At 74.0% G+C, this 25,184-nt stretch carries 25 protein-coding genes; 15 read left to right on the top strand and 10 right to left on the bottom strand.

Annotation, left to right across the window (positions count from 1 at the left end; genetic code table 11):
* Positions 1–2: 2 nt before the first annotated feature.
* The 4 genes from ACI8AF_RS22605 to ACI8AF_RS22590 form a co-directional block, all read right to left on the bottom strand.
* Complete coding sequence (locus tag ACI8AF_RS22605) at positions 3–860, bottom strand: LEM-3-like GIY-YIG domain-containing protein (RefSeq protein ID WP_456542011.1); 858 nt, start codon at positions 858–860, stop codon at positions 3–5.
* 34 nt (positions 861–894) lie between these two features.
* On the bottom strand, positions 895–1,818 hold the full coding sequence (locus ACI8AF_RS22600; protein ID WP_456542010.1) for an endonuclease NucS domain-containing protein: 924 nt from the start codon (positions 1,816–1,818) through the stop codon (positions 895–897).
* 169 nt (positions 1,819–1,987) lie between these two features.
* Positions 1,988–3,406, bottom strand: coding sequence for an ADP-ribosylglycohydrolase family protein (locus ACI8AF_RS22595; RefSeq protein ID WP_456542009.1), 1,419 nt, complete (start codon positions 3,404–3,406; stop codon positions 1,988–1,990).
* On the bottom strand, positions 3,407–4,273 hold the full coding sequence (locus ACI8AF_RS22590) for an ARPP-1 family domain-containing protein (RefSeq protein WP_456542008.1): 867 nt from the start codon (positions 4,271–4,273) through the stop codon (positions 3,407–3,409).
* Positions 4,274–4,348: 75 nt separating this feature from the next.
* Here ACI8AF_RS22590 and ACI8AF_RS22585 point away from each other — a divergent pair, with 75 nt between their 5' ends.
* On the top strand, positions 4,349–5,032 hold the full coding sequence (locus ACI8AF_RS22585) for an NUDIX hydrolase (RefSeq protein ID WP_456542007.1): 684 nt from the start codon (positions 4,349–4,351) through the stop codon (positions 5,030–5,032).
* On the opposite strand, the gene ACI8AF_RS22580 is transcribed toward ACI8AF_RS22585, so the two are convergent.
* Both ACI8AF_RS22580 and ACI8AF_RS22575 read right to left on the bottom strand, forming a co-directional pair.
* Positions 5,021–5,551, bottom strand: coding sequence for an HD domain-containing protein (locus ACI8AF_RS22580; protein ID WP_456542006.1), 531 nt, complete (start codon positions 5,549–5,551; stop codon positions 5,021–5,023). The genes ACI8AF_RS22585 and ACI8AF_RS22580 overlap by 12 nt on opposite strands.
* A gap of 14 nt (positions 5,552–5,565) precedes the next feature.
* On the bottom strand, positions 5,566–5,706 hold the full coding sequence (locus tag ACI8AF_RS22575; RefSeq protein WP_456542005.1) for a hypothetical protein: 141 nt from the start codon (positions 5,704–5,706) through the stop codon (positions 5,566–5,568).
* Between the two features lie 92 nt (positions 5,707–5,798).
* On the opposite strand from ACI8AF_RS22575, the gene ACI8AF_RS22570 reads away from it, so the two are divergent.
* The 6 genes from ACI8AF_RS22570 (at position 5,799) to ACI8AF_RS22545 (ending at position 11,364) form a co-directional block, all read left to right on the top strand.
* On the top strand, positions 5,799–6,218 hold the full coding sequence (locus tag ACI8AF_RS22570; protein ID WP_456542004.1) for a hypothetical protein: 420 nt from the start codon (positions 5,799–5,801) through the stop codon (positions 6,216–6,218).
* Between the two features lie 142 nt (positions 6,219–6,360).
* The gene (locus tag ACI8AF_RS22565) at positions 6,361–7,353 is read left to right on the top strand and encodes a DUF3048 domain-containing protein (RefSeq protein ID WP_456542003.1); all 993 of its coding nucleotides are present in this window, start codon (positions 6,361–6,363) and stop codon (positions 7,351–7,353) included.
* Between the two features lie 127 nt (positions 7,354–7,480).
* Entirely contained in the window at positions 7,481–7,642 is a 162-nt protein-coding gene (locus tag ACI8AF_RS22560; protein ID WP_456542002.1) for a hypothetical protein, read from the top strand.
* 81 nt (positions 7,643–7,723) lie between these two features.
* The gene (locus ACI8AF_RS22555) at positions 7,724–8,359 is read left to right on the top strand and encodes a hypothetical protein (protein ID WP_456542001.1); all 636 of its coding nucleotides are present in this window, start codon (positions 7,724–7,726) and stop codon (positions 8,357–8,359) included.
* Between the two features lie 61 nt (positions 8,360–8,420).
* Complete coding sequence (locus ACI8AF_RS22550) at positions 8,421–11,072, top strand: ATP-binding protein (protein ID WP_456542000.1); 2,652 nt, start codon at positions 8,421–8,423, stop codon at positions 11,070–11,072.
* A 64-nt stretch (positions 11,073–11,136) separates the two neighbouring features.
* The gene (locus tag ACI8AF_RS22545; RefSeq protein ID WP_456541999.1) at positions 11,137–11,364 is read left to right on the top strand and encodes a hypothetical protein; all 228 of its coding nucleotides are present in this window, start codon (positions 11,137–11,139) and stop codon (positions 11,362–11,364) included.
* Here ACI8AF_RS22545 and ACI8AF_RS22540 read toward each other — a convergent pair.
* A complete protein-coding gene (locus ACI8AF_RS22540) occupies positions 11,321–12,274 on the bottom strand; it encodes a carbohydrate kinase family protein (protein WP_456541998.1) in 954 nt (317 codons plus the stop codon). The two genes, ACI8AF_RS22545 and ACI8AF_RS22540, sit on opposite strands and share 44 nt — an antisense overlap.
* A gap of 138 nt (positions 12,275–12,412) precedes the next feature.
* Here ACI8AF_RS22540 and ACI8AF_RS22535 point away from each other — a divergent pair, with 138 nt between their 5' ends.
* The 4 genes from ACI8AF_RS22535 (at position 12,413) to ACI8AF_RS22520 (ending at position 16,649) form a co-directional block, all read left to right on the top strand.
* The gene (locus tag ACI8AF_RS22535; RefSeq protein WP_456541997.1) at positions 12,413–12,727 is read left to right on the top strand and encodes a DUF3303 domain-containing protein; all 315 of its coding nucleotides are present in this window, start codon (positions 12,413–12,415) and stop codon (positions 12,725–12,727) included.
* 171 nt (positions 12,728–12,898) lie between these two features.
* A complete protein-coding gene (locus ACI8AF_RS22530; RefSeq protein WP_456541996.1) occupies positions 12,899–14,191 on the top strand; it encodes an exonuclease domain-containing protein in 1,293 nt (430 codons plus the stop codon).
* Positions 14,188–15,828 (top strand): NERD domain-containing protein, encoded by a 1,641-nt coding sequence (locus tag ACI8AF_RS22525; protein WP_456541995.1) that lies wholly within the window; start codon positions 14,188–14,190, stop codon positions 15,826–15,828. The genes ACI8AF_RS22530 and ACI8AF_RS22525 overlap by 4 nt, the downstream gene beginning before the upstream one ends.
* Positions 15,825–16,649 (top strand): 8-oxoguanine DNA glycosylase OGG fold protein, encoded by an 825-nt coding sequence (locus ACI8AF_RS22520; protein WP_456541994.1) that lies wholly within the window; start codon positions 15,825–15,827, stop codon positions 16,647–16,649. The genes ACI8AF_RS22525 and ACI8AF_RS22520 overlap by 4 nt, the downstream gene beginning before the upstream one ends.
* A gap of 55 nt (positions 16,650–16,704) precedes the next feature.
* On the opposite strand, the gene ACI8AF_RS22515 is transcribed toward ACI8AF_RS22520, so the two are convergent.
* The 3 genes from ACI8AF_RS22515 to ACI8AF_RS22505 are packed head-to-tail and all read right to left on the bottom strand — an operon-like array spanning position 16,705 to position 18,217.
* Positions 16,705–17,079 (bottom strand): type II toxin-antitoxin system death-on-curing family toxin, encoded by a 375-nt coding sequence (locus ACI8AF_RS22515; RefSeq protein WP_456541993.1) that lies wholly within the window; start codon positions 17,077–17,079, stop codon positions 16,705–16,707.
* Entirely contained in the window at positions 17,076–17,279 is a 204-nt protein-coding gene (locus ACI8AF_RS22510; RefSeq protein WP_456541992.1) for a DUF6290 family protein, read from the bottom strand. Before ACI8AF_RS22510 ends, ACI8AF_RS22515 begins: the two co-directional genes overlap by 4 nt.
* A gap of 32 nt (positions 17,280–17,311) precedes the next feature.
* Positions 17,312–18,217: a phosphorothioated DNA-binding restriction endonuclease gene (locus ACI8AF_RS22505; RefSeq protein ID WP_456541991.1), complete on the bottom strand. Its 906-nt coding sequence runs from the start codon at positions 18,215–18,217 to the stop codon at positions 17,312–17,314.
* A 463-nt stretch (positions 18,218–18,680) separates the two neighbouring features.
* Here ACI8AF_RS22505 and ACI8AF_RS22500 point away from each other — a divergent pair, with 463 nt between their 5' ends.
* From ACI8AF_RS22500 to ACI8AF_RS22485, 4 genes are all read left to right on the top strand, one after another.
* Entirely contained in the window at positions 18,681–19,115 is a 435-nt protein-coding gene (locus tag ACI8AF_RS22500; protein ID WP_456541990.1) for a hypothetical protein, read from the top strand.
* A gap of 46 nt (positions 19,116–19,161) precedes the next feature.
* A complete protein-coding gene (locus tag ACI8AF_RS22495; RefSeq protein ID WP_456541989.1) occupies positions 19,162–19,539 on the top strand; it encodes a DUF2510 domain-containing protein in 378 nt (125 codons plus the stop codon).
* Positions 19,540–19,713: 174 nt separating this feature from the next.
* Entirely contained in the window at positions 19,714–24,660 is a 4,947-nt protein-coding gene (locus tag ACI8AF_RS22490; RefSeq protein ID WP_456541988.1) for an nSTAND1 domain-containing NTPase, read from the top strand.
* Between the two features lie 159 nt (positions 24,661–24,819).
* Entirely contained in the window at positions 24,820–25,071 is a 252-nt protein-coding gene (locus ACI8AF_RS22485) for a hypothetical protein (protein ID WP_456541987.1), read from the top strand.
* Positions 25,072–25,184 lie beyond the last annotated feature (113 nt).

Genomic DNA, 25,184 nt, shown 5'->3' with positions numbered 1-25,184 from the left:
TCTCAGACGTCAGAGCACGGTGACGCCCTCCTCCTTGGCCGCCGTCGGGCGTCCTCTCCCCGAAGAACAGGCGCACGCGACAGCTCAGGATCGGCACAGTTGAGATAGGTCACCGGACTGGCCTGACCCGGCTTGAAGAGGTGCTTGACGCTCCGGTTGAGCAGCTGTTCCAGTTCGGGCGCTGGCGCACCGATGAAGCCGAGGCGTGGCTTCTTCCCGACGTCGCGCTGCCAGTCCCGGTCGCCAGGCACGCGTTCGCGCCAGCTTTCGATTCGGTACGCCGCTCGGATCACGCCCTTGCTCACCGTTGCGGCGAAGCGAGCCCGTGGTCCCTTCTTCTCGCCCAGCGCCCACCAACCCCGGGTCACCTCGTACAGTTCCCCGGCCGACCTCGACGGCTGCCACAGCCGCGGCACCTTGACGAGGAGCAGCGGCACGTCGATGTCCGGAGCCGGTTCGGCGTCGTAGATGCTCGCCACGACATCGGCGGCGCCCCACCCGCGGGTGCCGCTGTGGTGCCCGCCCATGATGTTCGTCAGCTGTCGGCCCGTGGCGCGGAACAGGTCGATCGCGGCTGCCTCGATGTCAAAGGCCGCGGACTCTGTGGCGATGTTGTGCCGCAAGATCTCGACTCGGACAGTGCACCCGGCGGCGGTGATGTCGCGGAGGCGCTCCAGCTTGGCCTGGCGGGTGGCCTCCGTGTCATCATCGTCGGCGGCTTGCTTGGCGTGCTGGAAGGCGCGACTACCTCGCCCCTTGCCGATGTAGAACACCTCGTCGTCGCGCGGATCGCGCAGCAAGTAGACGTACCAGCCGATGCGCTCCTCCACGATGCTCGAGAAGCCGTTCAAGTTCGGCACCTGTTCTCCTCAGGGCTGGGTCGCTCCATCGCGATCACTGATCGGAGGCAGCCGGGGCTGTCTTGCCCCTGCGCCGTCTCGGCGTCGTCCCTTGCACGGTGGTCGGGGCGGACAGCCCAAGTTCGGCCAACGACAGGAAGTCGATGTCCCTGCAGGCATCCACCATCTTCTGCGCCATGGGTTCCAGAGACGCGGCGATCAGGTAGCCGCGTGGGCGAGGAAGGCCGAAGAGTGCCGTCGGTGCGACCGCCAGGTAGCCCAGGAGCTGACGGACAGCGGCCCGGTCAGCCGGGCCGTTCTTGAGCTCCGCGATGACCGGCCCACCACCCCGCCCTCGGAAGTACAGGTCGGCGATTTGCCCGCCGGGCAGACGCTTCTGCCTGGCGGTCAGCTTGAGCCGCAGCCCTGTCGCTTTCCGCAGGAGTTCCGGGTGATCGACGAGGTGTTGCTCCAGGTCGCGTTCCCGAGCGAACCATTGGGCCTGTCGAGAGATGGTGTTCTTCAGGCCGGACGGGTCAACACCGCCTAGGTGGAGGAGGCGGTCCCACACGGCGGACGGCACGGTGAACGCAGAGCCGCGGAAGTTCGTCCGGAGTGCGCCCCACGTGCTGGTCACCTCGTCGCGCCTCATCGCGGCGATGCCGATCGACTGGGGCAGCGCGCAGACCACTGTGTACCGGCACGCGAACCCCGTACTGCGGGGGAACTCCAGGTCGCCCTCCAGCCGCTCGGCGTCGGACTCAGCCCGGACCAACCAGGTGACAGCCGACTCCGGAGCGGTTCGGTAGATGAGCGCCAGGTCTCCCGATCGCGTCTCCGGCGAGCAGGTCCACCACCCCTCCTCGTCTGCCGGAATCGCTCCCTCGGCGAGTGAGTCGGTCGAATGGGCGACCCAGAGCCACTTGGCGTACTCGACATCCCCCCTCGGGGCAGTGGACTCGGTGTGCTGAGCGGTCACGGCTCTGCCCTTCGGACGCGTGGGATCGAATGCTCAAGCTCGGGTGCCGAACTGTGCAGGTCAGGGGAGTGCTTGTCGAGCACTCCGCCTCCGCCAGCCGCTGTCATGGCCTGTAGTTCTGCTGCCGCCCGCCCCGAACTACCGGCCCGCAGGGTGATGCCAGCAGGGCCTATCGGGGTTCCCCGGTGCAGCCGTGCTGCTGCAGGCGGTGCAGCGCTGCGGTGAAGCTCCGGTTCCACAGACCCAGGTGCGGCCACCGAGCGTCGACGTGGCTTGTGGCCTCGTCGACCGCCATGCCCTTCTCGCAGATCAGCCAAGCGCGCAGCACAAGCCCGGTCCTCGAGGCGCCGCCGTGGCAGTGCACGAGCAGTCGCCGTCTCTCGTCGCGTAGCGCTTGCATGTCGGCCAGCACGTCCCGCAGGACGGCGTCGAGCTCGCTGTTGGAGTCGTCGTCGACCAGGTACGCCATGCGCTGCACCTGATGGGGGAACGGCTCGCCGACCCGGCACAGCGAGATGACGGCGAAGTCCTCGTCGCTGAACCGGGCGCCGTCCAGGTCGGCCGCCCACACTCCGTCGATGATCTCCGCCGGACCCAACCGCCGCGTCGGGCCCGGGTCGTAGTCGAAGCCGTCGCCCCCGTCGAGCGCCGCCGCGAGCTCCTGCAGGTCGGCGAGCCGCCACGTGCGGTCCGCGAAGCCGGGCACCCGGCCGTGCACGACCGACGTCCAGCGCATCGGGATGCCGGCGATCCCGTACACCGCTCCGGCCAGGCCCCCGGCCACCGCGGCGACGGTGTCGGTGTCGCCGCCGAGGTCGATCACCCGCCGAATCACCGCCTCGAACCCGCCGCCCTGCCGCAGCGCCCATACGGCCTGGCCGAGCGTCGGCCACACCGCACCGTTGCCCTCGGTCGCCTGCTCCGGCGTCCACCCCGGCGCCAGTACCGTCGCCCAGCGCTCGCGGTGCTCCGGCGCGACGAGATCCAGCGCGGCGGGGATGGCGGCCAGCGGGTCCTCGCCGTCCAGCGCCACGCGCACGAGCTCGTGGAAGATCGCGCACCCCTCGCCGGCCGACGGGTCGCCGTGGGTCAGCGCCGAGATGCGCCGAGCGGCGTCCATGGTCGCCTCGGTGCCGAACTGAGCGAACCAGATGGCCGCCGGAGTCGTCCGCATCAACGACCCGTTGCCCGCGGCATGCCCCGACCCGGCGAAGTGCTCGGCCGCGGCGACGTCCCACGGCCGTCCCGAGCCGAGGACGGCGCTGGTCTGGTTGCCGACGTCCGGCGGGCCCGCCCGCAGCCACGTGCGGAACCGGTCGAACACGTCGGCCGCGTCGAGCCGGCCGCGCTCCACCAGGGACGTCGCCGCCAGCAGAGCCATCTGCGTGTCATCAGTGAACTCACCCGGCTTCCAACCGAGGGAGCCGCCTCCGCACATCTCGGTGGCCGCGCCGCGTTCCGGGGTCGGGAAGCGCTTCGAGAACTGGCCGGGTGGGCCGAACTCGAACGGGGCCCCGAGGGCGTCGCCGACGGCCGATCCGACGAGGGCGCCGGCGACCCGGTGCGAGCGGTGGATGGGAACGGGCATTCAGGCCTCCTGCAGCGGGTGGGCGAGGTCGGTGGCGGTGAGGTGCACGGTGCGCTGTTGCCAGCGCAGGCCGTCGACGCGGACTCGGCCGCGGGCGGCGAAGCGGCGACCGAGACCGGCCTTGTCGCCGGCGGTCAGGCGGCTGGCCTCTACACGCTCAGCGAAGGAGCGCGCTAGTGCGGCCGAGGTGCGGACCGCGGGTCGCCCGAGACCGTCGAGAGCGGCTGCCTGCAGCAGCCCCGGCCAGTGGGCGACGAGTGCCTCGTGCGTGTCGAACACCTCCAGCCACGCGGGCTTGCCGGCGACGCCGATGACCACGCCGTGCTGCCCGGACAGTGGCGCCAACCCGCGGGTCAGATGGGCGGCGGTGCCGATCGTGGGGTCGAGCCGCTCGCTCAGCGAACCCGTGGGGGAAGGGCCGGCGACGGCGTCGTAGCCGCGCACCCGAGCCCACACACGCTGTTGCGCGTCCTCGCCGTCGAGGCGGGAGAGCACGGCCACGGGCGCGCGACGGGCGCTGCGGCTGTGTGCGGTGGGGCCGCCCCACCGGCCCTCCTCGACGCACACGACCCGCTCGACCGACGGGCGCGCAGAGGGCAGTAGCGTTGTCGTGGCAAGAGCGCGGTGCTGCCACCCGCCCTCGAGCAGTTCCCCGGCCAGCAGGAGGACGGGCCGCCCCTCGCGGTTGGTCAGGACCAGCTCTCCGACGTCCGGAGATCCGGGCCGCTCAGCCACCTCCACTCGCGCGGATGCACCGGTGGAGTAGTCCATGGTAGTCGTAGCGGCATCGGTCCAGACCGGGAAGAAGGTGAGCGGACCGCGGTGGGTCCCCTGGCCCACGTGCAGGCGTACGTCCAGTGTCGGCATCCCGACCACCTCTCTCAAGTTAGCGCACCGTTGCGCTAACTGGACATTAGATGGAATCCACGTAAAGTCAAGCCCGTGTACCGCGACTCGTCCGGCAAGACGCTCGAGGACTATCCGAGGCCCTCGGTGGCCGTCGACACCGCCGTCCTTACGGTGGATCCGGACGGCGCGCTCGCCGTCCTGCTCGTCCGGCGGGACGGCGCTCATCGCCGCGACGCGTGGGCGCTGCCCGGTACATTCCTGCATCCGCGGGAGCGGCTCGCCGACGCGGTGCTCCGCTCGCTGGAGCAGAAGGCCGGGCTGCGGGGAACGGCGCCGCGGCAGCTCCACGTCTTCGACAAGCCCGACCGCGACGACCGCGGCTGGGTGCTGTCAGTCGCGCACGTCGTCGTCCTGCCCTGGCGGGCGATCGAGCCGGTTCTGGCGGAGCGTCCGGACGACGTCCAGGTCCGCCCTGTCGCCGAGGCGGTGGGGCTGCCGTTCGACCACGACGTGATCGTGCGGAGGGCGGTGACCCAGCTCCGCGGGAGGTACCGCAGGCGCCCGGATCCGTATGGCCTGCTCGCCGAGCCGTTCACGATGCGGGACCTGCGCCAGATGCACGCCGCGGTCGCCGGGCTGCCGCTCGGCGACCTCCAGCCCGACACCTTCCGCCGGCTGATGGAGCCGCAGTTGCAGGAGACGGGGGAGATGACGAGGCGCACCGTCGGCAGGCCAGCCATGCTGTACCGCCGCACGCCGTCCCGCTCAACCCGCTGACCTGTGGTGCGGGCAGCCGCCGTTCGACGGCTGCGCAGGGACGGCGCTCCGCCCCATCTCTGCCGCGGCGAGAAGTTCGTCCACCGCTCGGTGCAGTGTGTCGACGATCTCGTGGCCGCCGAGTCGCGCGGTAATGGCCGCCTCGACGGCGGTGTAGTACCAGAGCAGGTCGTGCTCGCAGGCGCTGAACGTCGTCCAGAACGCCGGCCCGAACGTCCGCAGGTCACGGGCGATCGCCCGGGCGTTGTGCACCTTGTCCGCGGCCGTCACCAATAGCGCGTCCTCGTGCTTTGTCCCCAGGCCGGTGACGTAGGCCAGCTTGCGCTCGCGCCACGGCCGTTTGCCTCCCTCGTCGTTCAGCGAGTCGCTGCACGCGGCGACCATCTCGCCGACGGCCGCGCCGAATTGGCTCGTGATCGCGTCAAGGACGTCGGGTCCCTGCCCGGGCGCGGCGTCCTCGACGGCGTCGTGCAGCAGACCCGCGATGGCCTGGTCCTCACTGCCGCCGTGTTCGAGCACGAGCGCGCTAACGCTCAGAGGTGGGAGAGGTACGGCATGCGCGAGCCCTTGCGCACGTGGAAGCGATGCCGCTCGAAGGCGATGTGCAGCGCGTCGTCGAACCGGGGGCTCAGCGCGCCCGCGCCGAGGTCCAGCCGCGCCTCGAGAGTCGTCATGTTTCTCCTCTGGTCGGGGTGTCGACCCCTTCCTACCGCGGTACACCGACACTTTGCGCACTCATGCGCGAAAGCGTGAAGGGGGTGGGTGCGTGGCCACGCTGCTGCTGACATGGAACCCGGACCACTGGCGGATGGACTACGACGGCTTCATCGCCCGGACTCAGGCCGGTGCGCCGATCGAGGGCAGGTGGAGCGTCGGGGGACGCCGCCACGGCATCGGCCGTGGTGACCGCGCCTTCCTGTACCGGCAGGGCAGCTCCGGGCGCGGTCTCGTCGCGCTCGGGGAGATCATGAGCGAGCCCTACGAGGACGACCACTGGTCGGGGAGCGGCGGGACGAGCAGGTACGTCCACGTCCGCTGGTCGCAGTTCCGCCGGCTCGAGGACGCCCTGCTGCTGGACGAGCTGGAGTCGGTCGCGCCCGAGTTCGCGTGGCGGAAGGTCTACGCCTCCGGCCGGACGCTCCCGGAGCCCATCGCAGACCGGCTGCTGGAGTTGTGGACCTCCTGACGAGGTGCCGATACCTCAGAGGTACCGACCGCACCGCGCACCCGGGAGACCCGCTCTGCCTCGTTCCACCGCATCCCGGCGGCGTCCGCCCTCCCGTCCGGCGAAGCGCAAGCCGGTCAAGGCGCGGCGCACACGGCGGCCCGTGCTCAGCGCCGCGGCGTTCGTCGTGCTGCTGGTGCTCGGGGCGCTCGGCTACCAGTCGGCCCGGGCGGATCTGACCCTCCCGGCGTCCGGTCCCACTTGGCCCCTGACCGGCGTGCCGGTCCAAGCAGCACCGAGCCACCCGGCGCTCGCGGTGAAGATCGAGAACTCCGTCGACGCGCGCCCGCAGACCGGCCTGAACACCGCGGACATCGTGTGGGAGCAGGTCGTCGAGGGCGGCATCACCCGGTTCGTCGCCGTCTACCACTCGAACCTGCCGCCCGAGATCGGCCCGGTGCGGTCGATCCGCCCGATGGACCCCGCCATCGCCGCTCCGCTGCACGGGCTGCTCGCCTTCTCCGGCGGGCAGCAGCAGTACGTCGACGCCGTCACGGCCGCCGGGCTGCAGGTGCTCAGCCAGGACTCCGGTGCCGCGGGCTTCCACCGGACGACGACCCGCCGGGCACCGCACAACGTCTACGCCGTCCCGCACGCCCTCGTCGACCAGGCCGACGCCGCCCATCGCGCCCCGCCGTCCGCCCAGTTCGACCACCCGACACCGGGGGAGCAGCCCACCGCCGTCACCGCGGGCCAGCCGACCTCCACCCTGGACCTCGAGCTGTCCGGTATCAGCAACCCGCGGTGGACCTGGAGCCCCGACGGCCGCTGGCTGCGCGCCGAGGGCAGCACTCCGGCCACCGAAGCCGACGGCACGCAGCTCGGCGCCACCAACATCGTCGTCCTGCACGTCGACGTCGTCGCCACCGACGCCCGCGACCCCGCCGGCAACCCCGTCCCGGAGACCGTGCTCACCGGCCAAGGCGAGGCCCTCGTCGCCTCCGGGGGCCACACGGTCGCGGCCACCTGGTCCAAGCCCGCCATCGGTGACCGCGTCACGCTCACCGGCGCGGACGGCGCCCCCGTGACGCTGGCGCCCGGGACCACCTGGATCGAGCTCGTCCCCAACCGCACCGGCAGTGTCACCACCGGCTGACCGCGGCGGCGCGACACCCACCCGCCCCACTCGTCACAGCTCACCTGGGGCTTTCCCACGCGTCCCGCCGGAGGGCGACCTCGGCTCATACGCTGGCGGAAACCCCGACCACGGAAGGACGGACAGCGTGGGCAAGCACCTGCTCGACGAGACGGCGGAATTCCGGATGCCGCGCATCCCCCGGCACGCCGCCGAGCACGACGACGAGCTCGAGGCCACCCAGCGGTTCGAGGGCTTCCGCGAGCAGCGTCCCCGCCCCGTGCCCCCGCAGGAGCCGACCGCGCGCTGACCCGCCGCCCGCCAAAATGTCGGTGGGCTCTGGCAGTCTCCCCGCCGCTCGTCGCATGGACGGGCGGAACGCGGAGGTGACGTGAGCGGGTCGGTCGGCGTGCAGCTGGGGCGGGTCTGCCCCCAGTGCGGGCGGGAGGACTCCGTCTCGCTGATCTGGGGACTGCCCGACGCCGAGGCCATGCGGCTCGCCGAGCGGGGGCTGGTGGCGCTCGGCGGCTGCATGGTCCCGGGCGAGAGCCCGGACCTCCACTGCCGGGCCTGCGGCCTCGACTGGGGCCGCCCCGGCGACCCCACCGCCGACGAGCAGGCGCTGGCCGACTCGCTCGGCGTCCGGCACGCCGACGTCCTGCGCGCCCTGGGCACCGGCTGGCGCCGCGCGAGCATCGCCGTCGACGGCGCCGAGTGGTTCGTCAGCGGCGAGCCGGCCCAGGTGGCCGTCGGCATCTCCGGCCCGTGGTTCGTGCTCGCCCGCCCGCTGACCCGCTGGGGGAGCGGCGTCGACCTGCAGCCCGCCGACCAGCGGCAGTTCGGGCGCGACGACCTGCTGTACTCCTCGGAGATCGTCGCCGCGGCGGCCGACGAGATCGCCTCGCGGCGGCGCCGCTCGTTCCGCTGGTGCCGCAGCTGCCGCCGGGTGCACCCGCCGGAGTGGTTCGTCGGCACCGAGCGCGTCTGCCAGGACTGCGAGGCGGCCTACGAGCACGTCGACGCGTGACGCGGGAGCCCGGGGTTCCTATCCTCCAGGGGCGGGCTGACCTGAGGGCGGGGAGGCCGGGATGGCCGACGAGCGCATCGCGGTGGACTCCGTGCGCCCTGGCGACGTCCTGCCCGCCGGCACGGTCACCTTCCTCTTCACCGACATCGTCGGGTCGACGCGCCTGCTCCGGGAGGACCGGCACGGCTACGCGGACGCCCTCGCCGAGCACCGCCGCCTGCTCCGGGCGGCCTTCACCGAGCACGGCGGCCACGAGGTCGACACCCAGGGCGACTCCTTCTTCGTGGCCTTCCCCTCCGCCGGCCAGGCGCTGGCCGCCGCGGTCGACGCGCAGCGGGCGCTGGCCGCCCAGCCTGGACCGGACGAGCGGCGCATCAGCGTGCGGATGGGCCTGCACACCGGGGAGGCCGCCGTCGCCGGCGGCAGCTACGTCGGCCTGGCCGTCCACTGCGCGGCCCGGATCGCCGCGGCCGCCTCCGGTGGGCAGGTGCTGCTGTCGGACATCACCGCGGCCGTGGCCGCGGAGCAGCTGCCGGGCGGCGCCGCCCTGCGCTTCCTCGGCGACTTCGAGCTCAAGGACTTCCCGGAGCGGGCGCCGCTCTACCAGCTGGACATCGCCGGGCTGCCGACCCGGTTCCCGCCGCCGCGCACCCCGTCGTCCCGTCGGCTGGTCCTGCCCGACGTCCCCGACCACCTGCTGGGCCGGGACGGCGACGTCGCCGCCGTCGCCGCGCTGCTGACCGATGCCCGCATCCGGCTGGTCACCGTGACCGGACCCGGAGGCATCGGCAAGACCCGGCTCGCGCTCACCACGGCCCGGACCGTGGCCGACGAGTTCCCCGGCGGGGTCGTGTTCGCGCCGCTGAGCGCGATCACCGACCCGCGGCTGGTGCTGGGCACGGTCGCCGACGTCATCTGCGCCCGCTGCGAGAGCGGGAGCTCACCGGTCGACGCGATCGCCACCGCCGTCGAGGAACGCACGCTGTTCGTGCTGGACAACTTCGAGCAGGTCGTCGAGGCCGCCGGCGACCTGAGCGTCCTGCTCGACAGCACCCCGGCCGCGGTCGCCCTCGTGACCAGCCGCCAGGCGCTGCGGCTGCGCGCCGAGCAGCAGTTCCCCCTCGCCCCGCTGGCCGCCGGGCCCGCGGAGCGGCTCTTCGCCGAACGCGCCGCAGCGGTCCGCCCCGGCTTCACCCTGGACGCCGCGAACGCCGCCGCGGTGGCGGAGATCTGCCGCCGTCTGGACGGGCTGCCCCTGGCCATCGAGCTGGCCGCCGCCCGGACCCGGTTGCTGCCGCCCCCGGCGCTGCTCGCCCGCCTCGGGCAGCGGCTCGACGTCCTCGGCGCCGGACCGGTCGACCTGCCGGCGCGGCAGCGGACCCTGCGGGCCACGATGGACTGGAGCTTCGGCCTGCTCGGTCCGCACGAGCAGGCCGTCTTCGCCCGGCTGGCCGTGTTCTCCGGCGGCTGGACGCTGGAGGCGGCGGAGAGCGTCTGCGGCCGGCCCGGCGAGCCCGCCGTCCTCGACGCCCTCTCCGCCCTGCTCGACGCGAGCCTGCTCGCCGAGTCGGGGGAGTCCGCGGCGGAGCCGCGGCTGTACATGCTCGACACCGTCGGTTCCTACGCGGCCGAGAAGCTCGCCGCCTCCCCGGACCGGGACGAGACCGGACGGCGGCACACCGAGTGGATGGTGGAGCTCACCGGTGCCCTGCTGACCGCACCCGTGCCCGAGGTCCGGGGGCGCTCCCTCCGGCTCGACGACGAGCTGCCCAACCTGCGGACGGCGATCGACCGCGTGCTCGACGCCGGCGACCTGACCACGGCCGCGCTCCTCGTGCGCAACACGTTCGGCTACATGACCCGCAGGGACGGCGAACGGGAGGTCGGGGCGTGGCTGGACCGGGCGCTGTCGATGTCGCACGGGGCTCCGGATGCCGTCCGCGGGCGGCTTCTCGTGCTGCGGGCGCTCGTCGCCGGGATTCTCAACGACCTCGCCGCCGTCGCCACGTTGCTGGACGAGGGCCGGCCGCTGCTCCCCGACGACGCCGACCACGAGTACGACCGCTCCTTCGCGGCCACCGCCGGCATCTACGCCGCCGTGGCCCGCGGTTCGCTCGAGGGGGTCCGCGCCGCCCACGAGGAGGCGCTCGCCCGCTTCGTCGCGCTGGGGCAGGAGCTCGGCGAGGCCTACATGGAGATGGTGGGCGGGGACATCGCGCTGGCCGGCGGCGACCTCGACACGGCCGACCGGCGCTACCGCCGGGTCGTGGAGCTGGCCCGGCGTCTCGACGACGACGCGATGATCGGCCAGGCCATGAGCTTGCGGGGACTCGTGCTGCTGAGCCGGGGCGACGTGGCCGGCGCACGGCGGTCGGTCCTGGACGGCGCGGCGGCCAACCAGCGCTGGGGGCAGACCACGGCGGTCGCCTACTCCCTGGAGGGGCTGGCCGCGGTGGCGCTGGCCGACGGCCACCCTGCGGTGGCCGCCCGGGCGCTGGCCGCGGCGGCCGCCGCCCGGCGGCACATCGCCGCGCCGCTGACACCCGCGCTGCCGCCCCTGGTGGCGGACCTGGCGGCGCGGTCGCGGGCGCAGCTCGGCGACCAGGCCTACGACGCGGCCTGCGAGGAGGGAGGGCGGTGGTCGCCGCAGCACGCCCTGGAGCGCACGCTGGACGACGTCGTGGGTCGACCCGCGGCGCTAGCTCCTGGGTGACCCCCCGAGCGGGGATGTGTCCGCATGGTCGCCGACGGCGACGACGAGCCCGGCAGCGGGTGACATGCGCCTCGGTTCCGCCCGCCGGAGTGCCGGAACCGTCGTCCTGCCCGGGATCATCGACGACGTGGCATACGAGATGCGGGACAACCACGTGCAGGAGCCCGACGAGGCCGGTGCCGCCGACCAGGCCCCGGAGGTCGAGCCCGGCAAGATCTTCGAGGACGCGATGAGCCGGATCGAGTCGATCACCCAGGAGTGGGCCGAGGTGGTCCGGAGCGTGCAGCGGTAGCTCGGGCGGGCGCTTCCGGCGGCTGGGCACCGACCACCCCGGCCACCACGGCGGCCGCCGCGTGGCCGGTGCGGACGGCGTCGAGCACCGGCGCGCCTGCCCGCCATCCGGCGAGCACCCCCGCGGCGAGGGCGTCGCCGCAGCCGGTGGTGTCCCGCACCGGCACCGGCTCGACCGGCACCTGCCGGGCGCCCTGCCGCGTGCGCACCGACGTCGGCCGCGGACCGTCGTGCACCACGACGAGCTCCGGCGCCCAGTCGGGCAGGTCGCCGGCCAGCCCGAGCGCCGCCGCCTCGGCCGCGTTGCAGAACAGGACGTCGGCCCGCAGCGCGGCGAGCAGCTCGACGTAGTTCCCGGCGCGCCGGATACGGGTCGCGGCGGCGACGTCCGCGCTGACGGGTACGCCGGCGGCGCGGGCGAGCGCGGCCGCCGTCCGCAGGGCCTCGGGGTAGCGGAGCAGGTCGTAGCCGTCGAGGTGGACGACGGCGGCATCGGCCAGCCACTCGCGTCGGACGTCCGCCGGCCCCAGCCCGCCCTCGCCGCCGTCGGACAGCAGGGTGCGCTCGCCGTCGGGGTGGACCAGCACCGTCGACACCGGCGTCCGACCGCGACGCACCACCGCGATCTCGACCCCGCGCGTGGTCAGCCCGGCCAGCAAACCGTCCGCGATCGAGTCCGCGCCCGCCCAGCCGGCCAGTCGCGCCGGCCCCCCCAGCCGGGCTACGTTCGCCGTGGCGTTGGCCGGCGCACCGCCCGCCGTCGTCGTCCGGACCACCCGCTGCTGACCGCCGACCACCAGCGGTTCCGAGAGCGACAGCACCTGGTCGGCCACCAGCTTGCCCAGGGCGACCACCGGGCCGGGGCCGGCCGCCCGCGGCCACCGGGGAGCGTCGTCGTCCGGCCCGGGCACCGGCTCACCGTAGGGCGGGCGGGCGTGACCGCGCGTGGCGCCGTGCCACGGGGCGCGCGACGCGGCGCGACTTCCTTGCTGACCTCCAGAGGCCTCGCCACGGTGTCCGCCACCGGGCTCCAGCGGAGGGAGAAGACCATGAAGTACGTCGTGAACTGGCGTGAGCGGCCCACCGGATCGGCCGCGGAGTACGAGGCCGCTCAGAAGCGCATCCTCGAGGTCTTCGCCGACTGGAAGATGCCGGAGAGCCTGGAGTTCCAGCAGTTCCTCGTCCGGGTCGGCGAGTTCGGCGGCTACGCCGTCATCGAGACCGACAGCAGGGCCGACCTGCACCACGTGACCACGGTGTTCGCGCCGTTCTCGTTCACCGTCGAGCCCGTTCTCGACGTCATGGATGCCGTCGCCGCCCAGAGCCGCGGCATCGAGTACCGGGACGCCCTCGTGCGCAGCTGACCGGTCCAGCCGTCCACGACGGGTCCTCAGTTCCCTCCTGTGGCGAGTGGTGCGGAAGCGGCCGCTTCCGGACCGAAACCCCGGGTTGAGTCCCTCGACCGTGCCATGGTCCGCCGGACGCCGAACCAGTCGGCCGCGGCGGGGCGCGGCCGGGAGCGCAGAGGAGCCGTCGTGACGGTCGCTGTCATCGACGTGGAGACCACCGGGCTGTCGCCGAGGACCGACCGGGTCGTGGAGCTGGGCGTCGTCCTGCTCGACGACCGCGGTGAGGTCGAGGCGGAGTTCGAGACCCTGGTCAACCCGGGCCGGGACGTCGGCCCGACCCACCTGCACGGCATCCGCGCCGCCGACGTCGTCGAGGCGCCGGCCTTCGCCGACGTCGCGCCGTACCTGCGCTCGCTTCTGGCCGGCCGGGTCGTCGTCGCCCACAACGCGCTGTTCGACCTGCGGTTCCTGGCCCGCGAGTTCGGCCGCGCCGGTCTGCCGGTCGAGCTGCCGCCGACGCTGTGCACCATGCGGCTGGCGCCGCTGTTCTTCGGCCCCGGCACCCGATCGCTGCAGGCGCTGTGCGACTTCGTCGACATCCCGCTCGAGCACGGCCACGCGGCGCTGCACGACGCCCGCGCCACCGCCGAGCTGATGCTGCACATGCTCTCCTCCCACCTCGGCGACGGCTCGCTCGCCGGCGCCGGCGTGCAGGTGCAGTTCGAGGACGACGGCGGCTACCGCGGCTTCGAGGCGCTCGACGCCTCCTGGGCGGAGCTGGTCGGTCTGGCCGGCACACCCGGCGCGCCGGCCACGCGGTGCCCCGCCCTGCCGCGGGACGCCGCCACCGCCGCCGCCCGGCAGCGGGACGGCTACCTGGGCGGCCTGGTCGCCGCCCTGCCCGCGCTGGAGGACGCGCCGCCGAGCATGGCGCCGTACCTGACGGTGCTCGACCAGGTGCTGGAGGACCGGCTGGTCAGCGTTCCCGAGGGGGAGACCCTCATGGCGCTCGCCGCCGAGCTGGGCTGCGGTCGCGACCACGTGCTCACCGCGCACCGGCTCTACCTCGACGCGCTGGCGACCGCGGCCTATGCGGACGGCGTCGTCACCCCTGAGGAGCGCGCCGACCTGGAGCGGGTGGCCACCCTGCTCGGGCTCGGCAGCCGCGACGTGGCGCTGGCGATGACCGTCGTGCGGAGCGGTGCGAAGGTCTCCATGCCGCGACGGGAGAACGCCTTCCTGCCGCCCGGCACGAAGATCGTCTTCACCGGCGCGATGAGCCGCACCCGGGGGGAGCTCGAGCAGGCAGCGCGCGACGCCGGGCTGGTGCCGACGTCGTCGGTGTCGAAGCGGACCGGCGTCCTGGTCTGCGCCGACCCGCACTCGCAGTCGGGCAAGGCGTCCAAGGCCCGAGCGCTCGGCATCCGGGTCATCAGCGAAGCCGTCTTCTGGGAGTCGCTGTCGGGCGTGCGCGCGTGACCGCGCGGCTGTTCCCCGACCAGCCGCGGTACGGGTCACGCTCGGAGGAGCTGTTCGTCCGCACGCTGCAGGAGCAGCTGCCCGACGACGCCGTCCTCTTCTGCAACCTCCGCTTCAGCGACGGCAGCCAGGATCGCGAGGCCGACGTGGTCGTCGGCTGGCCGGGCGTCGGGATCGCTGTCGTCGAGGTCAAGGGCGGCAGCGTGTGGCTGGACCGGGGCGGGTGGCGCCAGGCCTGGGACGGCGGCGAGCGCGTCATCCACCCCGTCGACCAGGCGGTCGCCTGCAAGTACCTGCTGTGCGAGTACCTCGCCGACCACCCCCGCTGGACCGCCGGCCGTCCCCGCACCGCACACCTCGTCGCGCTGCCCGCCACCACGCTGCCGGACGCCTTCGTCGCCCCTGGCCTGGCCCGCTGGATGGCGCTCGACACCAGCGACGTCCCGCACGCCGCCGCGCGGATCCGGGCGGCGCTGGAGAGGGTGCGCGACGAACCCGAGCCCCCGCTGGCCGAGGACATCGAGGAGCTCGCCGACTGCCTCGCCGGGACGGCGATCCCGCAGCAGCACGTCGTGGCCGAGCTCGCCGAGCGGGAGGCCACCTGCGACCTGCTGACCCAGGACCAGGCGAAGGTGCTCGACATGCTCGCGGCCTTCCCGCGGGTCGAGATCCAGGGCGGCGCCGGCTCCGGCAAGACGTGGCTGGCCGTGGAGAAGGCCCGTCGGCTGGCCAAGGAGGGCAAGCGGGTGGCGCTCATGTGCTACTCGCGCGGGCTGGCGGAGTTCCTCAAGCGTCGCGTGGAGACGCTGCCGAAGAAGCAGCGGCCCGACTACGTGGGCACGTTCCACTACCTCGGCATCGGCTGGGGCGTGCCCCAGGGCTCGGACGACGACAGCCCCTACTGGGAGGAGTTCCTCCCGGCGCGCATGGTGTCGCTCGCCGCTGACCTGCCGGACGAGCGCAAGTTCGACGCCATCGTCATCGACGAGGGCCAGGACTTCGCGCAGAGCTGGTGGGACGCCGTCCTCGCCGCGCTGCGCGACCCGGAGGCGGGCTGCCTCTACGTCTTCTCCGACGAGGGACAGCGGATCTTCGCCCGGCAGGGCCGGCCGACGGTCGAGCTGATGCCCATCCCGCTCACCGAGAACCTGCGCAACACCAAGCAGATCGCCGGCACGTTCTCGAGTTTCGTCCCGGGGATGAAGGTCCGCGGGCAGTCAGGGCTGCCGGTGCGGTTCGTGCAGTGCAGCACCGAGGACGCCGTCGGGGTGGCAGATGACGTCGCGGCCGACCTGCTCGACGAGGGCTGGCCGCCCGAGGCGGTCGCACTGCTGACGACGCACCGGCGCCATCCCGTCCAGGCCGAGCGGCAGGCCGGGGGCCAGGACGCCTACTGGGCGACGTACTGGGACGACGAGGACCTCTTCTACGGTCACGTGCTCGGCTTCAAGGGGCTCGAGCGGCCGGCCGTGGTGCTGGCGGTCAACGGCTTCCGCGACGAGGCCCGGGCCCGGGAGATGCTCTACGTCGGCCTGTCCCGCGCCCGTGACCTGCTCGTCGTGTGCGGTGACCTGGAGCTGATCCGCCGGGTCGGGGGAGAGGCGGTCGTCCGGCGGCTCACGGGCTCGGGCGCATGACGCCGTCCGCACAGCTGATCGCCGAGACGATCGGGGAGTACGTCGCCGCGGAGCTCGTCCACGAGCGGTGGATCGCGGAGCCGGTCCCGCTGACCCGGTGGACCAAGGTGCGAACGGCGACCTGGCGCCCGTGGCTGAGGGACGGCGGCTCGCATCGGCCGAAGTCACGCTGCACGCCCTACGACGAGGCTCGTACGGAGGCCGCTCTCGCCGTTCTCGACGGGCTCACCCGGGAGACCCACGGCCGGGCGGACGCCCGCATCGAGCGGCGTGACCTGCTCGCACGCTCGGAGAAGCTCTCGTCGGACGGCGACGAGGGACTCATCGGCCTGTGGGTCGCCACGATGATCTGGGGCTCCGGGATGACCAACGGCCGGGGGCCGTGGCGCACGGCGCAAGGCCTTGCTCACGGGCCGCTCGTCGACGTGCTCCGAGAAACCGCCCGTCTCGTGCGGGCGGACCAGCTCGACGCCGCCTTCCAAGCCTTCCGCGTGACCGGCTGCGGCGTCTCCTTCTTCACCAAGTGGTTCTGGGCCGTCTCGCTCGCCGCGGAGAGCAAGGGGCGGGCGTACGTGCTCGACAAGCGGGTCGTCGACTGCCTGATCCTGATGCACACGCAGGCCGATGTGCCCTCGCGGCGGTGGTGGGGCCAGTACGCCGGCTATCTCGACGATCTCGAAGCGGCGGCTGAACGGCTCAGTCAGCACTACCCGGGCATCGACGCGGAGAAGGTGGAGTACCTGCTCTTCGAGCGGGAAGCGGAGATCGACGACGACCGACCACCGTTGATCCGCTGGCTGGAGCGGCGGGGGGAGGCGTGACCGAGACGATCTCTGACCCGGTCCGCCGAGCATCGCTCGACGGCTGCCAGGACGCCTAGCAGGGGACCGCGGCGCGCAGCAAGCGCTCGGCGATGGGCGCGACGTCGTCGAGCCGTCCGGTCGCCACCGCCATCACCAGGTCGTAGGCGGCTTCGTTGGAAAGCGTCAGTCGCAGGCCGTTGAGGCCGTAGAAGGCGATCGTCGCGGCCAGGGCGAGCCGCTCGTTCCCGTCGACCAGGGGTTGCGTGCGGGCGAGCGAGTGCATCAGGGCGGCCGCCTTGTCGTGCACCGACCGGTACGCGTCCTCGCCGAACGCCGTGGAGCGCGGTCTCGCCGCCGCGGACTCCAGGAGACCGATGTCCCGCACCTGCACGTTCCCCAGCGTCCGGTGCGCGACGTGCAGGAGGTCCTCCAGGTCCAGGTGGATCACCGGCCGAGCCGCTCCAGCGCTTCGGCGTAGCGAGGCAGTTCCTGGTCGAGCACGCGATCGAGCAGCTCGCGCTTGCTGGTGCGCTCGATGTAGTCGCGTACCGCCTGCCGGGCGACCTCCTGCATCGATCGCCCCTCCAGCTGAGCCCGGCGGCGCAGGGCTTCTGCCTCCTGGTCGTCGAGGCGCAACGTCATGGCCATGGCGGCAATGGTATCGCTCGTGATACCTGTAGTCAGGCGCTGAGCGGGGTTCCTTGGAACACCTGCTCCTGGTGCCAGCGGACGTGCGGCAGTGCCGGCAACGGGGTGCCCGGGCGGGCGGCGAGCCGGTGCCCGTGCAGGTCGTACACGGCGCGGCCGTGCGGCGTTCGTGCGGAGAATCGACGGCTGACCACGACCGACACCTCGTCGTCGAGCCCGAGCATCCCGCGGTCGAACAGCTTGTGGTGCAGCATGCACAGCGCCAGTCCGTTGTCGAGGCTGTCCGGGCCGTCGAGGGCGAACCAGCGCACGTGCGCTGCCTCCAGGCCGACCGGAACGCCGCCTGCCTGCCCGTCGAACCCGCAGAAGGCGCACTGGCGGTCCCACGCCTCGATCACCTCGGCCCGCCAGGTCGCGCTCCGCTTGCGCTGTCCGGGATCGAGGGGGGTCGCCGGGGCGACCGGCTCCTCCGGATCGAAGCCCAGGGCGCTCAGCACGTCGGGAGCGACGGTGGCAGGGAAGTGGCTGTCCACGAGGCCGCGTGCCACCACCGGGATCGCCTTCGGCCGTCGGAGCAGCATCTCCTCGAGGGAGTGCTCCAGCCGGCCGGTGACGCCTTCCCGCAGCGGGCGCACGTTGTCCATCGGCACGTCGCGGTCGAGCACCCACACCGCGTCCGAGCGCAGGTGCGTGAACGGGTAGGCCGCACTCTGCGCCGACCCGGTCTTCGACGGCGGGCCGAACTCGTCGATCAGGGCCGCGAGCTGCTGTTCTGCCACCGACCACGGGGTGGCGCTCGACCCGCTCGACGCGAGCCTGCTGAGGGCGAGCAGCAGGAGGAGTGGCTTGTGCGGTGCCCGCCGACCGTTGCGTTCGTGCTGCCGCAGGGACGCCAGCCGGTCCAGCGCTTCCCGTGCGATGAAGTCCGCTGTTGCCATGACCCCACTATGCGGGCGCCGGACGGCCCTCCTCGGGGAGCGACGCGGTAGGCCCCCGCGACATCGCGTGGGTGATCAAAGGTCAGCGCGCGACGCCGGTTGCGACGGCTGGGAGCTGCTGGGAACACAGGGGCAGTTGCGGACGTATCTGGTTCGAAATAGCGGGCGTCGGGCAGCGGTCGTGTCAGGGTCGCCCCGTTCACCGCGGGGCCCGCCTCGGCCCCGCCTCGCCCTCACGCAACGGGGACACGCAATGTCGCAACCGCCCTACGGCCCGCCGCCTCAGGGAGCTCCGCTTCCTGGTCCGGTCCCGCCCGGCCAGCAGCCCTACGGTCCGCCGCCTCAGGGACCGCCGCTGGCGCCGGGCCCTGCTCAGACGGCCTTCGCGCCGCCGGCAGGTTTTCCTCCCGCTACGCCGAACCAGCAGCCGCAGCAGCCGCTCTACAAGCGTTCGTGGTTCATCGTGATCGTTGTCATCGCCGCCCTGGCCGTGATCGGGACCGCGCTCAACAAGAAGGACGACGAGACCGCCTCGGCGAGCGCGAGCGAGTCCTCCTCGAGCCAGCCGGCCCTGCCGCCTCCCAGCAGCGCACCGGTGGTTCCGCCGGTGGCCTCGACTCCGTCCACCGTCGCGCCGACGGAGGCGCCGCAGGCCCCGGTCGTCAACTTCGCGATGCCCGACTTCGTCGGGATGGACCTCCAGACGGCGCAGAACCTGGTCCAGGCCAACGGCGTCTTCCTCAGTCTGTCGCACGACCTGCTGGGGAGCCGCAACCAGATGGTCGACTCGAACTGGGTCGTCTGCGACCAGAACATCCCGGCCGGCCAGCAGGTCACCGGGGACGTCGAAGGCCTCATCGACTTCGGCGTGGTCAAGCGGGGCGAGCCCTGCCCCTGACGCGCACGCATCGTTCCTCTCGTCCTCACATCGGAAAGGTGCACTGGTGGGGCTGATCAGGAAGTCCATGTCGGTGTCGACGCTCGGGCTCATCGACTTCCGCAGCGACAAGGAACGCATCGCGCGGTCTACTCGTCGCACGGACAAGGCGGTCCGGGCGCAGACCAAGGCCCAGGCTGAGCAGCACGCCGCGCAGATGCAGGCCATGGCTGCGCAAGCACAGGCACAGCTCGCCGCCACGTACCAGCTGCAGAACCAGGCGGCTCAGCAGGCACAGCTGGCCGCGCTCCAGCAGGGTCAGGTCGCGCTGCCGCCCCAGCAGGCTCCCGCGGCCGGCTGGTACCCGGACCCGCAGGACAACGCCGGCCTCATGCGCTGGTTCGACGGCTCGGGGTGGACGGAGCACACCCAGCCTCGTCCGTGAACGAGGACGTCGGGTCGCCGCGCAGCTCGTGCGGCGACCCGACGTCCGGGCGGGATGAGGCCGCAGAGCCCGGCTGACCCAGCCGGGCGCGACCAGACGGCGACCGGGTTGCGACCGGCCGCCGCCAGGCTCGGATCCGTGTCGTCCGGTCGCGTTCGGCCCTACCGTTTCCCGGTGGAGTTCGCCGTCCTCGGCCCGCTCCAGGTGGTCGGGCCGGATGGACCAGTCGACGTGGTCGGCGCCAAGGAACGCGCCCTGCTGGCCCACCTCGTCGCCGCCCAGGGGCGGATGGTCTCCACCGAGGAGCTGATCGACAACCTCTGGGGCGAGCAGCCCCCGCGGACGGCGACCAAGTCCCTGCAGAACTACGTCCTGCGGCTGCGCAACGTGCTCGAGCCCGAGCGCAACGGCCGACCGCACATCCTGGTCACCGACGGCCGCGGCTACCGGCTGGCCGTCCCCGACGACGCGGTCGACGCCCGCCGCTTCGCCACGCTGGTCGAGCTCGGTCGACAGGCGCTCGCCGACGGCCGGGCCGAGGCCGCCGCCTCCACCCTCACCGAGGCGCTCGCCCTGTGGCGCGGGCCCGCCTATGCCGGCCTGCCCGACCGGGCATGCGGCGGCGAAGCGAGGAGACTGGAGGAGCTCAGGCTCGTCGCGGTCGAGGACCGGATCGCCGCCCAGCTCGAGCAGGACCGGGAACGCGAGGTGGTCCCCGAGCTCGAGCAGCTGGTCCACGAGCACCCGCTGCGCGAGCGGCTCTGGTACCTGCTGGTCCTCGCGCTGTACCGCTCCGGCCGGCAGGCCGACGCGCTGGCCGCCTACAGCCGGGCCCGCGAGGTGCTGCTCGCCGAGCTGGGCGCCGACCCGGGGGAGGAGCTGCGCCGGCTGCACGCCCAGATCCTGAAACAGGACCCTGCCCTGCGCCCCGCCCGCCCGGCACCACGGCTGCCCGGCCCCCTGCGCCGGCCACCCGGGGCCCTCGTCGGCCGCGACGCCGAGCTGCAGCTGCTCCGCGACGCCTGGGAGCGGACCCGCCAGGGCGCGGCGCAGACCGTCGCGCTCCGCGGCCCACCGGGCGCCGGTGCGCGCCGGCTCGCCGCCGAGCTCGCCGACGTCGTCACCGGGCAGGGTTTCCCCGTCGAGTACGTGACCTCACCGGCCGACCCGCTGCCGCCGGCGACCGTGCCCACCCTGACCGTCCTCGACGGCGTCGACGCGGCCACCGCCGACACCGGCCCGCGGCTGCTGCTGGTCGTCCACGGGCGGGCCGACGCCGTCCCGCCCGACGCGCTCACCGTCCCGCTCGCCCCCCTCGACGCCGACGACGTCCGCCGGCTGCTCGACCCGTACCTGCCGTCCCCCGCCGACGACGACACCGTGCGGCGGGTGCTGCGCGACACCGGCGGGGTTCCCGGCCGGGTGCACGACGCGGCGCTGGCGCTCGCCGGCCGCCGGATCCACGAGAAGGTCAGCGACGCCGCCGTCCGCACCACCCGCATGCAGACCGCGCTGGTCGCCGCCCGCGAGTCGCTGACCGAGGGGGTCGCCGAGTTCGGCGGGCACCTGGAACGGTCCCGCCCGGCTCCGGCCGACGTCTGCCCGTGGAAGGGGCTGGTCTCCTACGAGGTGGGCGACGCCCCGTGGTTCGCCGGGCGTGAGCGCCTGGTGGCCGAGCTGCTGGCCCGGGTCGCGTCCGCGCCGCTGCTGGCCCTGGTCGGCGCCTCCGGCAGCGGCAAGTCCTCGCTGCTCCGCGCCGGCCTGCTGGCCTCCCTGGCTGCGGGTGCCCTCCCCGGCAGCGACCGGTGGCCGCAGTTCGTGATGCGCCCCGGCCGTCACCCGCTCCGCGAGCTGGTCCGCATCACCCTCCACGGGCAGCAGAAGACTAGGGACGACGTCGCCGACCTGCTCGAGCAGCTGGTCTTCGACGACGACTCCCGGAGTGGCGTCGTCCTCGTCGTCGACCAGCTCGAGGAGGTCTGGACGACCTGCCCCGACCCGGCCGAGCGCACGGCCTTCCTCGACGCCCTGGCCGAGCTGGTGACCGCCGACCAGGGCTGCCGCGTCGTCCTGGCGGTGCGCGCCGACTACGTGGGCGAGCTGGCCGACCACCCGTCCCTCGCCCGGGCGCTGACCGACGCCACCGTCCTGGTCGGGGCGCCCAGCGAGGCCGAGGTCCGCCGCGCCGTCGAGCACCCAGCCGCCCGCTCGGGTCTGATCCTCGACACCGGCCTGGTCGACGCCCTGGTCTCCGACGCCGGCGCCGAGCCCGGCGTGCTGCCGCTCCTCTCCACCGCGCTCACCGAGCTGTGGGAGCACCGGGACGGCGACCGCCTCACCCTGGCGGCCTACGTGGCGGCCGGCGGCCTGCGCGGGGCCGTCGCCCGGATCGCCGAGCGCGCCTACCTGGCGCTGTCGCCCGAGGACCAGGCGGCCGCACGGGTCCTGCTGCTGCGGCTGGCCGGCCCGGGGGAGGCCGACGCGGCCACCCGGCGCCGGGTCCCGCTGGCCGAGCTCCGCACCCTGCCCGACCCGCGGGTCGCCGCCGTCGTCTCCCCGCTGGCCGACGCCCGGCTGCTCAGCCTCGGTGCCGGCCACGTGGAGGTCGCCCACGAGGCGCTGTTCCGCGAGTGGCCGCGGCTGGCCGGCTGGCTGGCCGAAGACGCCGAGGCCCGCGCCGTGCAGCGGCGGCTGGTCGTGGCGGCCGCCGAGTGGGACGCCGGCGGCCGCGAGGACGCGCAGCTGTGGCGCGGCAGCCGCCTGGTCGCCGGCGCCGACTTCGCCGCCGCCCACCCCGACGAGGTCACCGACGTCGAGCGCGCCTTCGTCGAGCGCGGCCTGGCCCAGCAGGACGCCGAGCGCCGCGACGCGCAGCAGCGGGCGGCCGCGGCGACCCGGCAGAACCGCCGGCTGCGCTTCCTGCTCGGCGGGCTGGCGGTCGTCCTGGTGGCCGCCCTCGTGGCCGGCGTCGTCGCCGTCCGCGCGGAGGACCGTGCCGAGCGCGAGGCCACCACCGCGCAGGCCCGCGCCCTGGCCGCGAGCTCCACGGCCGTCGTGCCCCAGGACGCCGAGCTCGCCGTCCTGCTCGCCCTGGAGGCCGTGGACCGCGCCCGCCCGGTCGGCGGGGTGGCGCTGCGCGAGGCCACGGAGGCCCTGCACGGCGCGCTGGCGTCGTCCCGCATCCTCTCCGTCCTCGACGGCGCCGGCGGCGCCGCGGACTGGAGCCCCGCCGGGGGCAGCTACGCCGTCAAGAGCGCCGACGGCAGCGGCGTGGTCGAGATCCGCGACGCCGTGACCGGGGACCTCACGCAGAGCTGGGCCGCGCACGAGCCGGACCTCGCCGACCTGGCCTACAGCGCGGACGGCGCGCTCCTCGCCACCACCGGCTTCGACGGGGCCCTCGAGGTGTGGGGCGCCGCGACCGGGACGCTGGTCCGCACACTCCGAGGGGCTCCGGGCACCCGCGTGGTCGCGCCGTCCTTCAGCCCCGACGGGCGGCTGGTCGCCGCCTCGTGGCACGGCGACGAGGGCGTCGCCCGGGTCTGGGACGTCGCCACCGGCACCCTCGTCCGGGAGTTCGCCACGCGGGACAGCGCCGAGCCGTCCCTGGCCACCGCGTTCAGCCCCGACGGCACCCAGGTCGCGTTCATGTTCGACGGCCATCCCCGCGTGGCCGACCTGGCCACGGGCCGGACGCTCTTCGACCTCCCGGCGGGTGTGTTCTCGACGGCCGACGTCGAGTGGAGCCCCGACGGCCGGTACGTCGCGACCGCCGACGCCAGGTACCTCTTCGTCGCCGACGCGGCCACCGGCGCCGAGATCGCCCGGGTGCAGGGGCACACCAGCTTCGTCCTGTCCGTCACCTGGAGCCCGGACGGCCGGCGGCTGGCCACCGGGAGCAGCGACGGGACGGCGAAGGTGTGGGAGCTCGACGCCGGGTCGCTGGCCGAGGTGATGACGCTGTCGGCCGCCAGCACGCGCCCGGCGGTGGCGTGGCTGACGTTCTCCCCCGACGGGGGGCGCCTGCTCACCGGGACCCAGGACCCACCGGCCGTGACCGTCTGGGACGTCGGGGTGGGTGGCGACGCCGAGGTCGCGACCTTCACGGTCGACACCGAGGGGTACGTCGGCCTCGACTACACGGCCGACGCGAACCGGCTGGTCGCCGGCACGGGCTCGGGCGAGGCCACCGTCCTGGACACGGCGACCGGCGAGGTCGTGCAGCGGGCGGGTCCGCACGCGGGCATGCCGGCCGGCGCCCAGCGCACCGTCTACTCCGTCGACGTCAGCCCGGACGGCTCGATGATCGCCACCACCGGCGCCGACAGCACCATGTCCGTGTGGGACGCGGCCACGGGGGCGGAGGTGTTCACGAGGGCCCTCGCCGGCTGGGCCGACTCGGTCGCCTGGACCCCGGACAGCCGGTTCGTCGCCGCCGCGAGCTGGGGCACCGTCGACACCGACAGCGGCGGCGAGGTCGTCGTCCTGGACCGGACGGGCCGCGAGGTGACCCGCCACACCAGCGACGAACCGGCCACCTTCGGCGCCGTCGAGTTCACCCCCGACGGTCGGCTGCTGGCCTACCACCGCGGCCCGTTCGAGACCGCCCGGGGAACATCGCCGGAGGTCGAGCTCTGGGACTGGCGCCGCGACGAGGTCGTGCGGCGCATCGCGGTGCCGGGCTACGAGGCGCCCCTGGCCGTCAGCCCCGACGGGGAGCGCATCGTCGTCGCGCGGAGCGAGCAGGCCACCGTGGTCGACCTGTCCAGCGGGGCCGAGGTCACGCAGCTGACCGGCGCCGGGGCGGCGATCTCCTCGTTCGCCTACAGCCCCGACGGCTCCCTCATCGCGACCGGCCACGAGGACGGGCTGGTCCGGCTGTGGGACGCCGACTCCGGGCAGGCCGTCACGGTCCTGCGCGGGCAGACCACCCGGATCAAGAGCGTGGCCTTCAGCCCGGACGGCGACCACCTCGCCGCGTCGGACACCGAGGCGACCGTCCGGGTGGCCGCGGTCCACCTCGACGACCTGGTCGCCCTCGCCCGCGCCGAGGTGACCCGCGAGCTGTCCCGCGACGAGTGCCGGCTGTACCTGCCGCCCGGGGACTGCGCCGGGGGCTGACGGTCGCGACCGGCCGGCAGGCGACCGCGACCGGATCGCGACCGCGCTGCGACCGGAGGACGGACGGCGGCGCGACCGCCGGGGACCAGCGTCGGAGCAGGCGGTCCCGGAAGGACCGGGACGGCCAGGGCCGCGCCGCCGGCCCGGAGAGGGACTCCGATGACCGCTACCCCGCACACCGCCCCGGCCGCCTCGTGGGCGTCCCTGCACCGGACCCTGCTCGCCGTGCTGGCCGCCGTCGCGCTGGTCGCTATCGCCGGCGCCACGGTCCTGGCGTTCGCCCTCACCGGGAACTCGTCGGCACCGTCGCAGCCGACGGTGGTGGAGGAGCCGCTCCCGCAGCCCGTTCCCCAGGACGACGACCCGCCCACCCAGTACTGCTCCAACCGGGCGGAGCCGGTGCCCTGCTGACCACGAGCGGACGGCACGGCGGGGGGGGGGGGGGGGGGGGGGGGGGGGGGGGGGGGGGGGGGGGGGGGGGGGGGGGGGGGGGGGGGGGGGGGGGGGGTGTGGGGGTGGGTCGG

The organism is Blastococcus sp. SYSU D00669, assembly GCF_054050715.1.
Note: the sequence above shows the minus strand (reverse complement) of the source record. Positions and strands in the feature narration are given on the sequence as shown.

Bases quoted from the DNA above. Each gene is read 5' to 3' on its own strand.
- ACI8AF_RS22595 (WP_456542009.1), bottom strand. From the start codon at position 3,406: ATGCCCGTTCCCATCCACCGCTCGCACCGGGTCGCCGGCGCCCTCGTC.
- ACI8AF_RS22590 (WP_456542008.1), bottom strand. From the start codon at position 4,273: ATGCCGACACTGGACGTACGCCTGCACGTGGGCCAGGGGACCCACCGC.
- ACI8AF_RS22575 (WP_456542005.1), bottom strand. From the start codon at position 5,706: ATGACGACTCTCGAGGCGCGGCTGGACCTCGGCGCGGGCGCGCTGAGC.
- ACI8AF_RS22550 (WP_456542000.1), top strand. From the start codon at position 8,421: ATGGCCGACGAGCGCATCGCGGTGGACTCCGTGCGCCCTGGCGACGTC.
- ACI8AF_RS22545 (WP_456541999.1), top strand. From the start codon at position 11,137: ATGCGCCTCGGTTCCGCCCGCCGGAGTGCCGGAACCGTCGTCCTGCCC.
- ACI8AF_RS22535 (WP_456541997.1), top strand. From the start codon at position 12,413: ATGAAGTACGTCGTGAACTGGCGTGAGCGGCCCACCGGATCGGCCGCG.
- ACI8AF_RS22520 (WP_456541994.1), top strand. From the start codon at position 15,825: ATGACGCCGTCCGCACAGCTGATCGCCGAGACGATCGGGGAGTACGTC.
- ACI8AF_RS22510 (WP_456541992.1), bottom strand. From the start codon at position 17,279: ATGGCCATGACGTTGCGCCTCGACGACCAGGAGGCAGAAGCCCTGCGC.
- ACI8AF_RS22505 (WP_456541991.1), bottom strand. From the start codon at position 18,217: ATGGCAACAGCGGACTTCATCGCACGGGAAGCGCTGGACCGGCTGGCG.
- ACI8AF_RS22485 (WP_456541987.1), top strand. From the start codon at position 24,820: ATGACCGCTACCCCGCACACCGCCCCGGCCGCCTCGTGGGCGTCCCTG.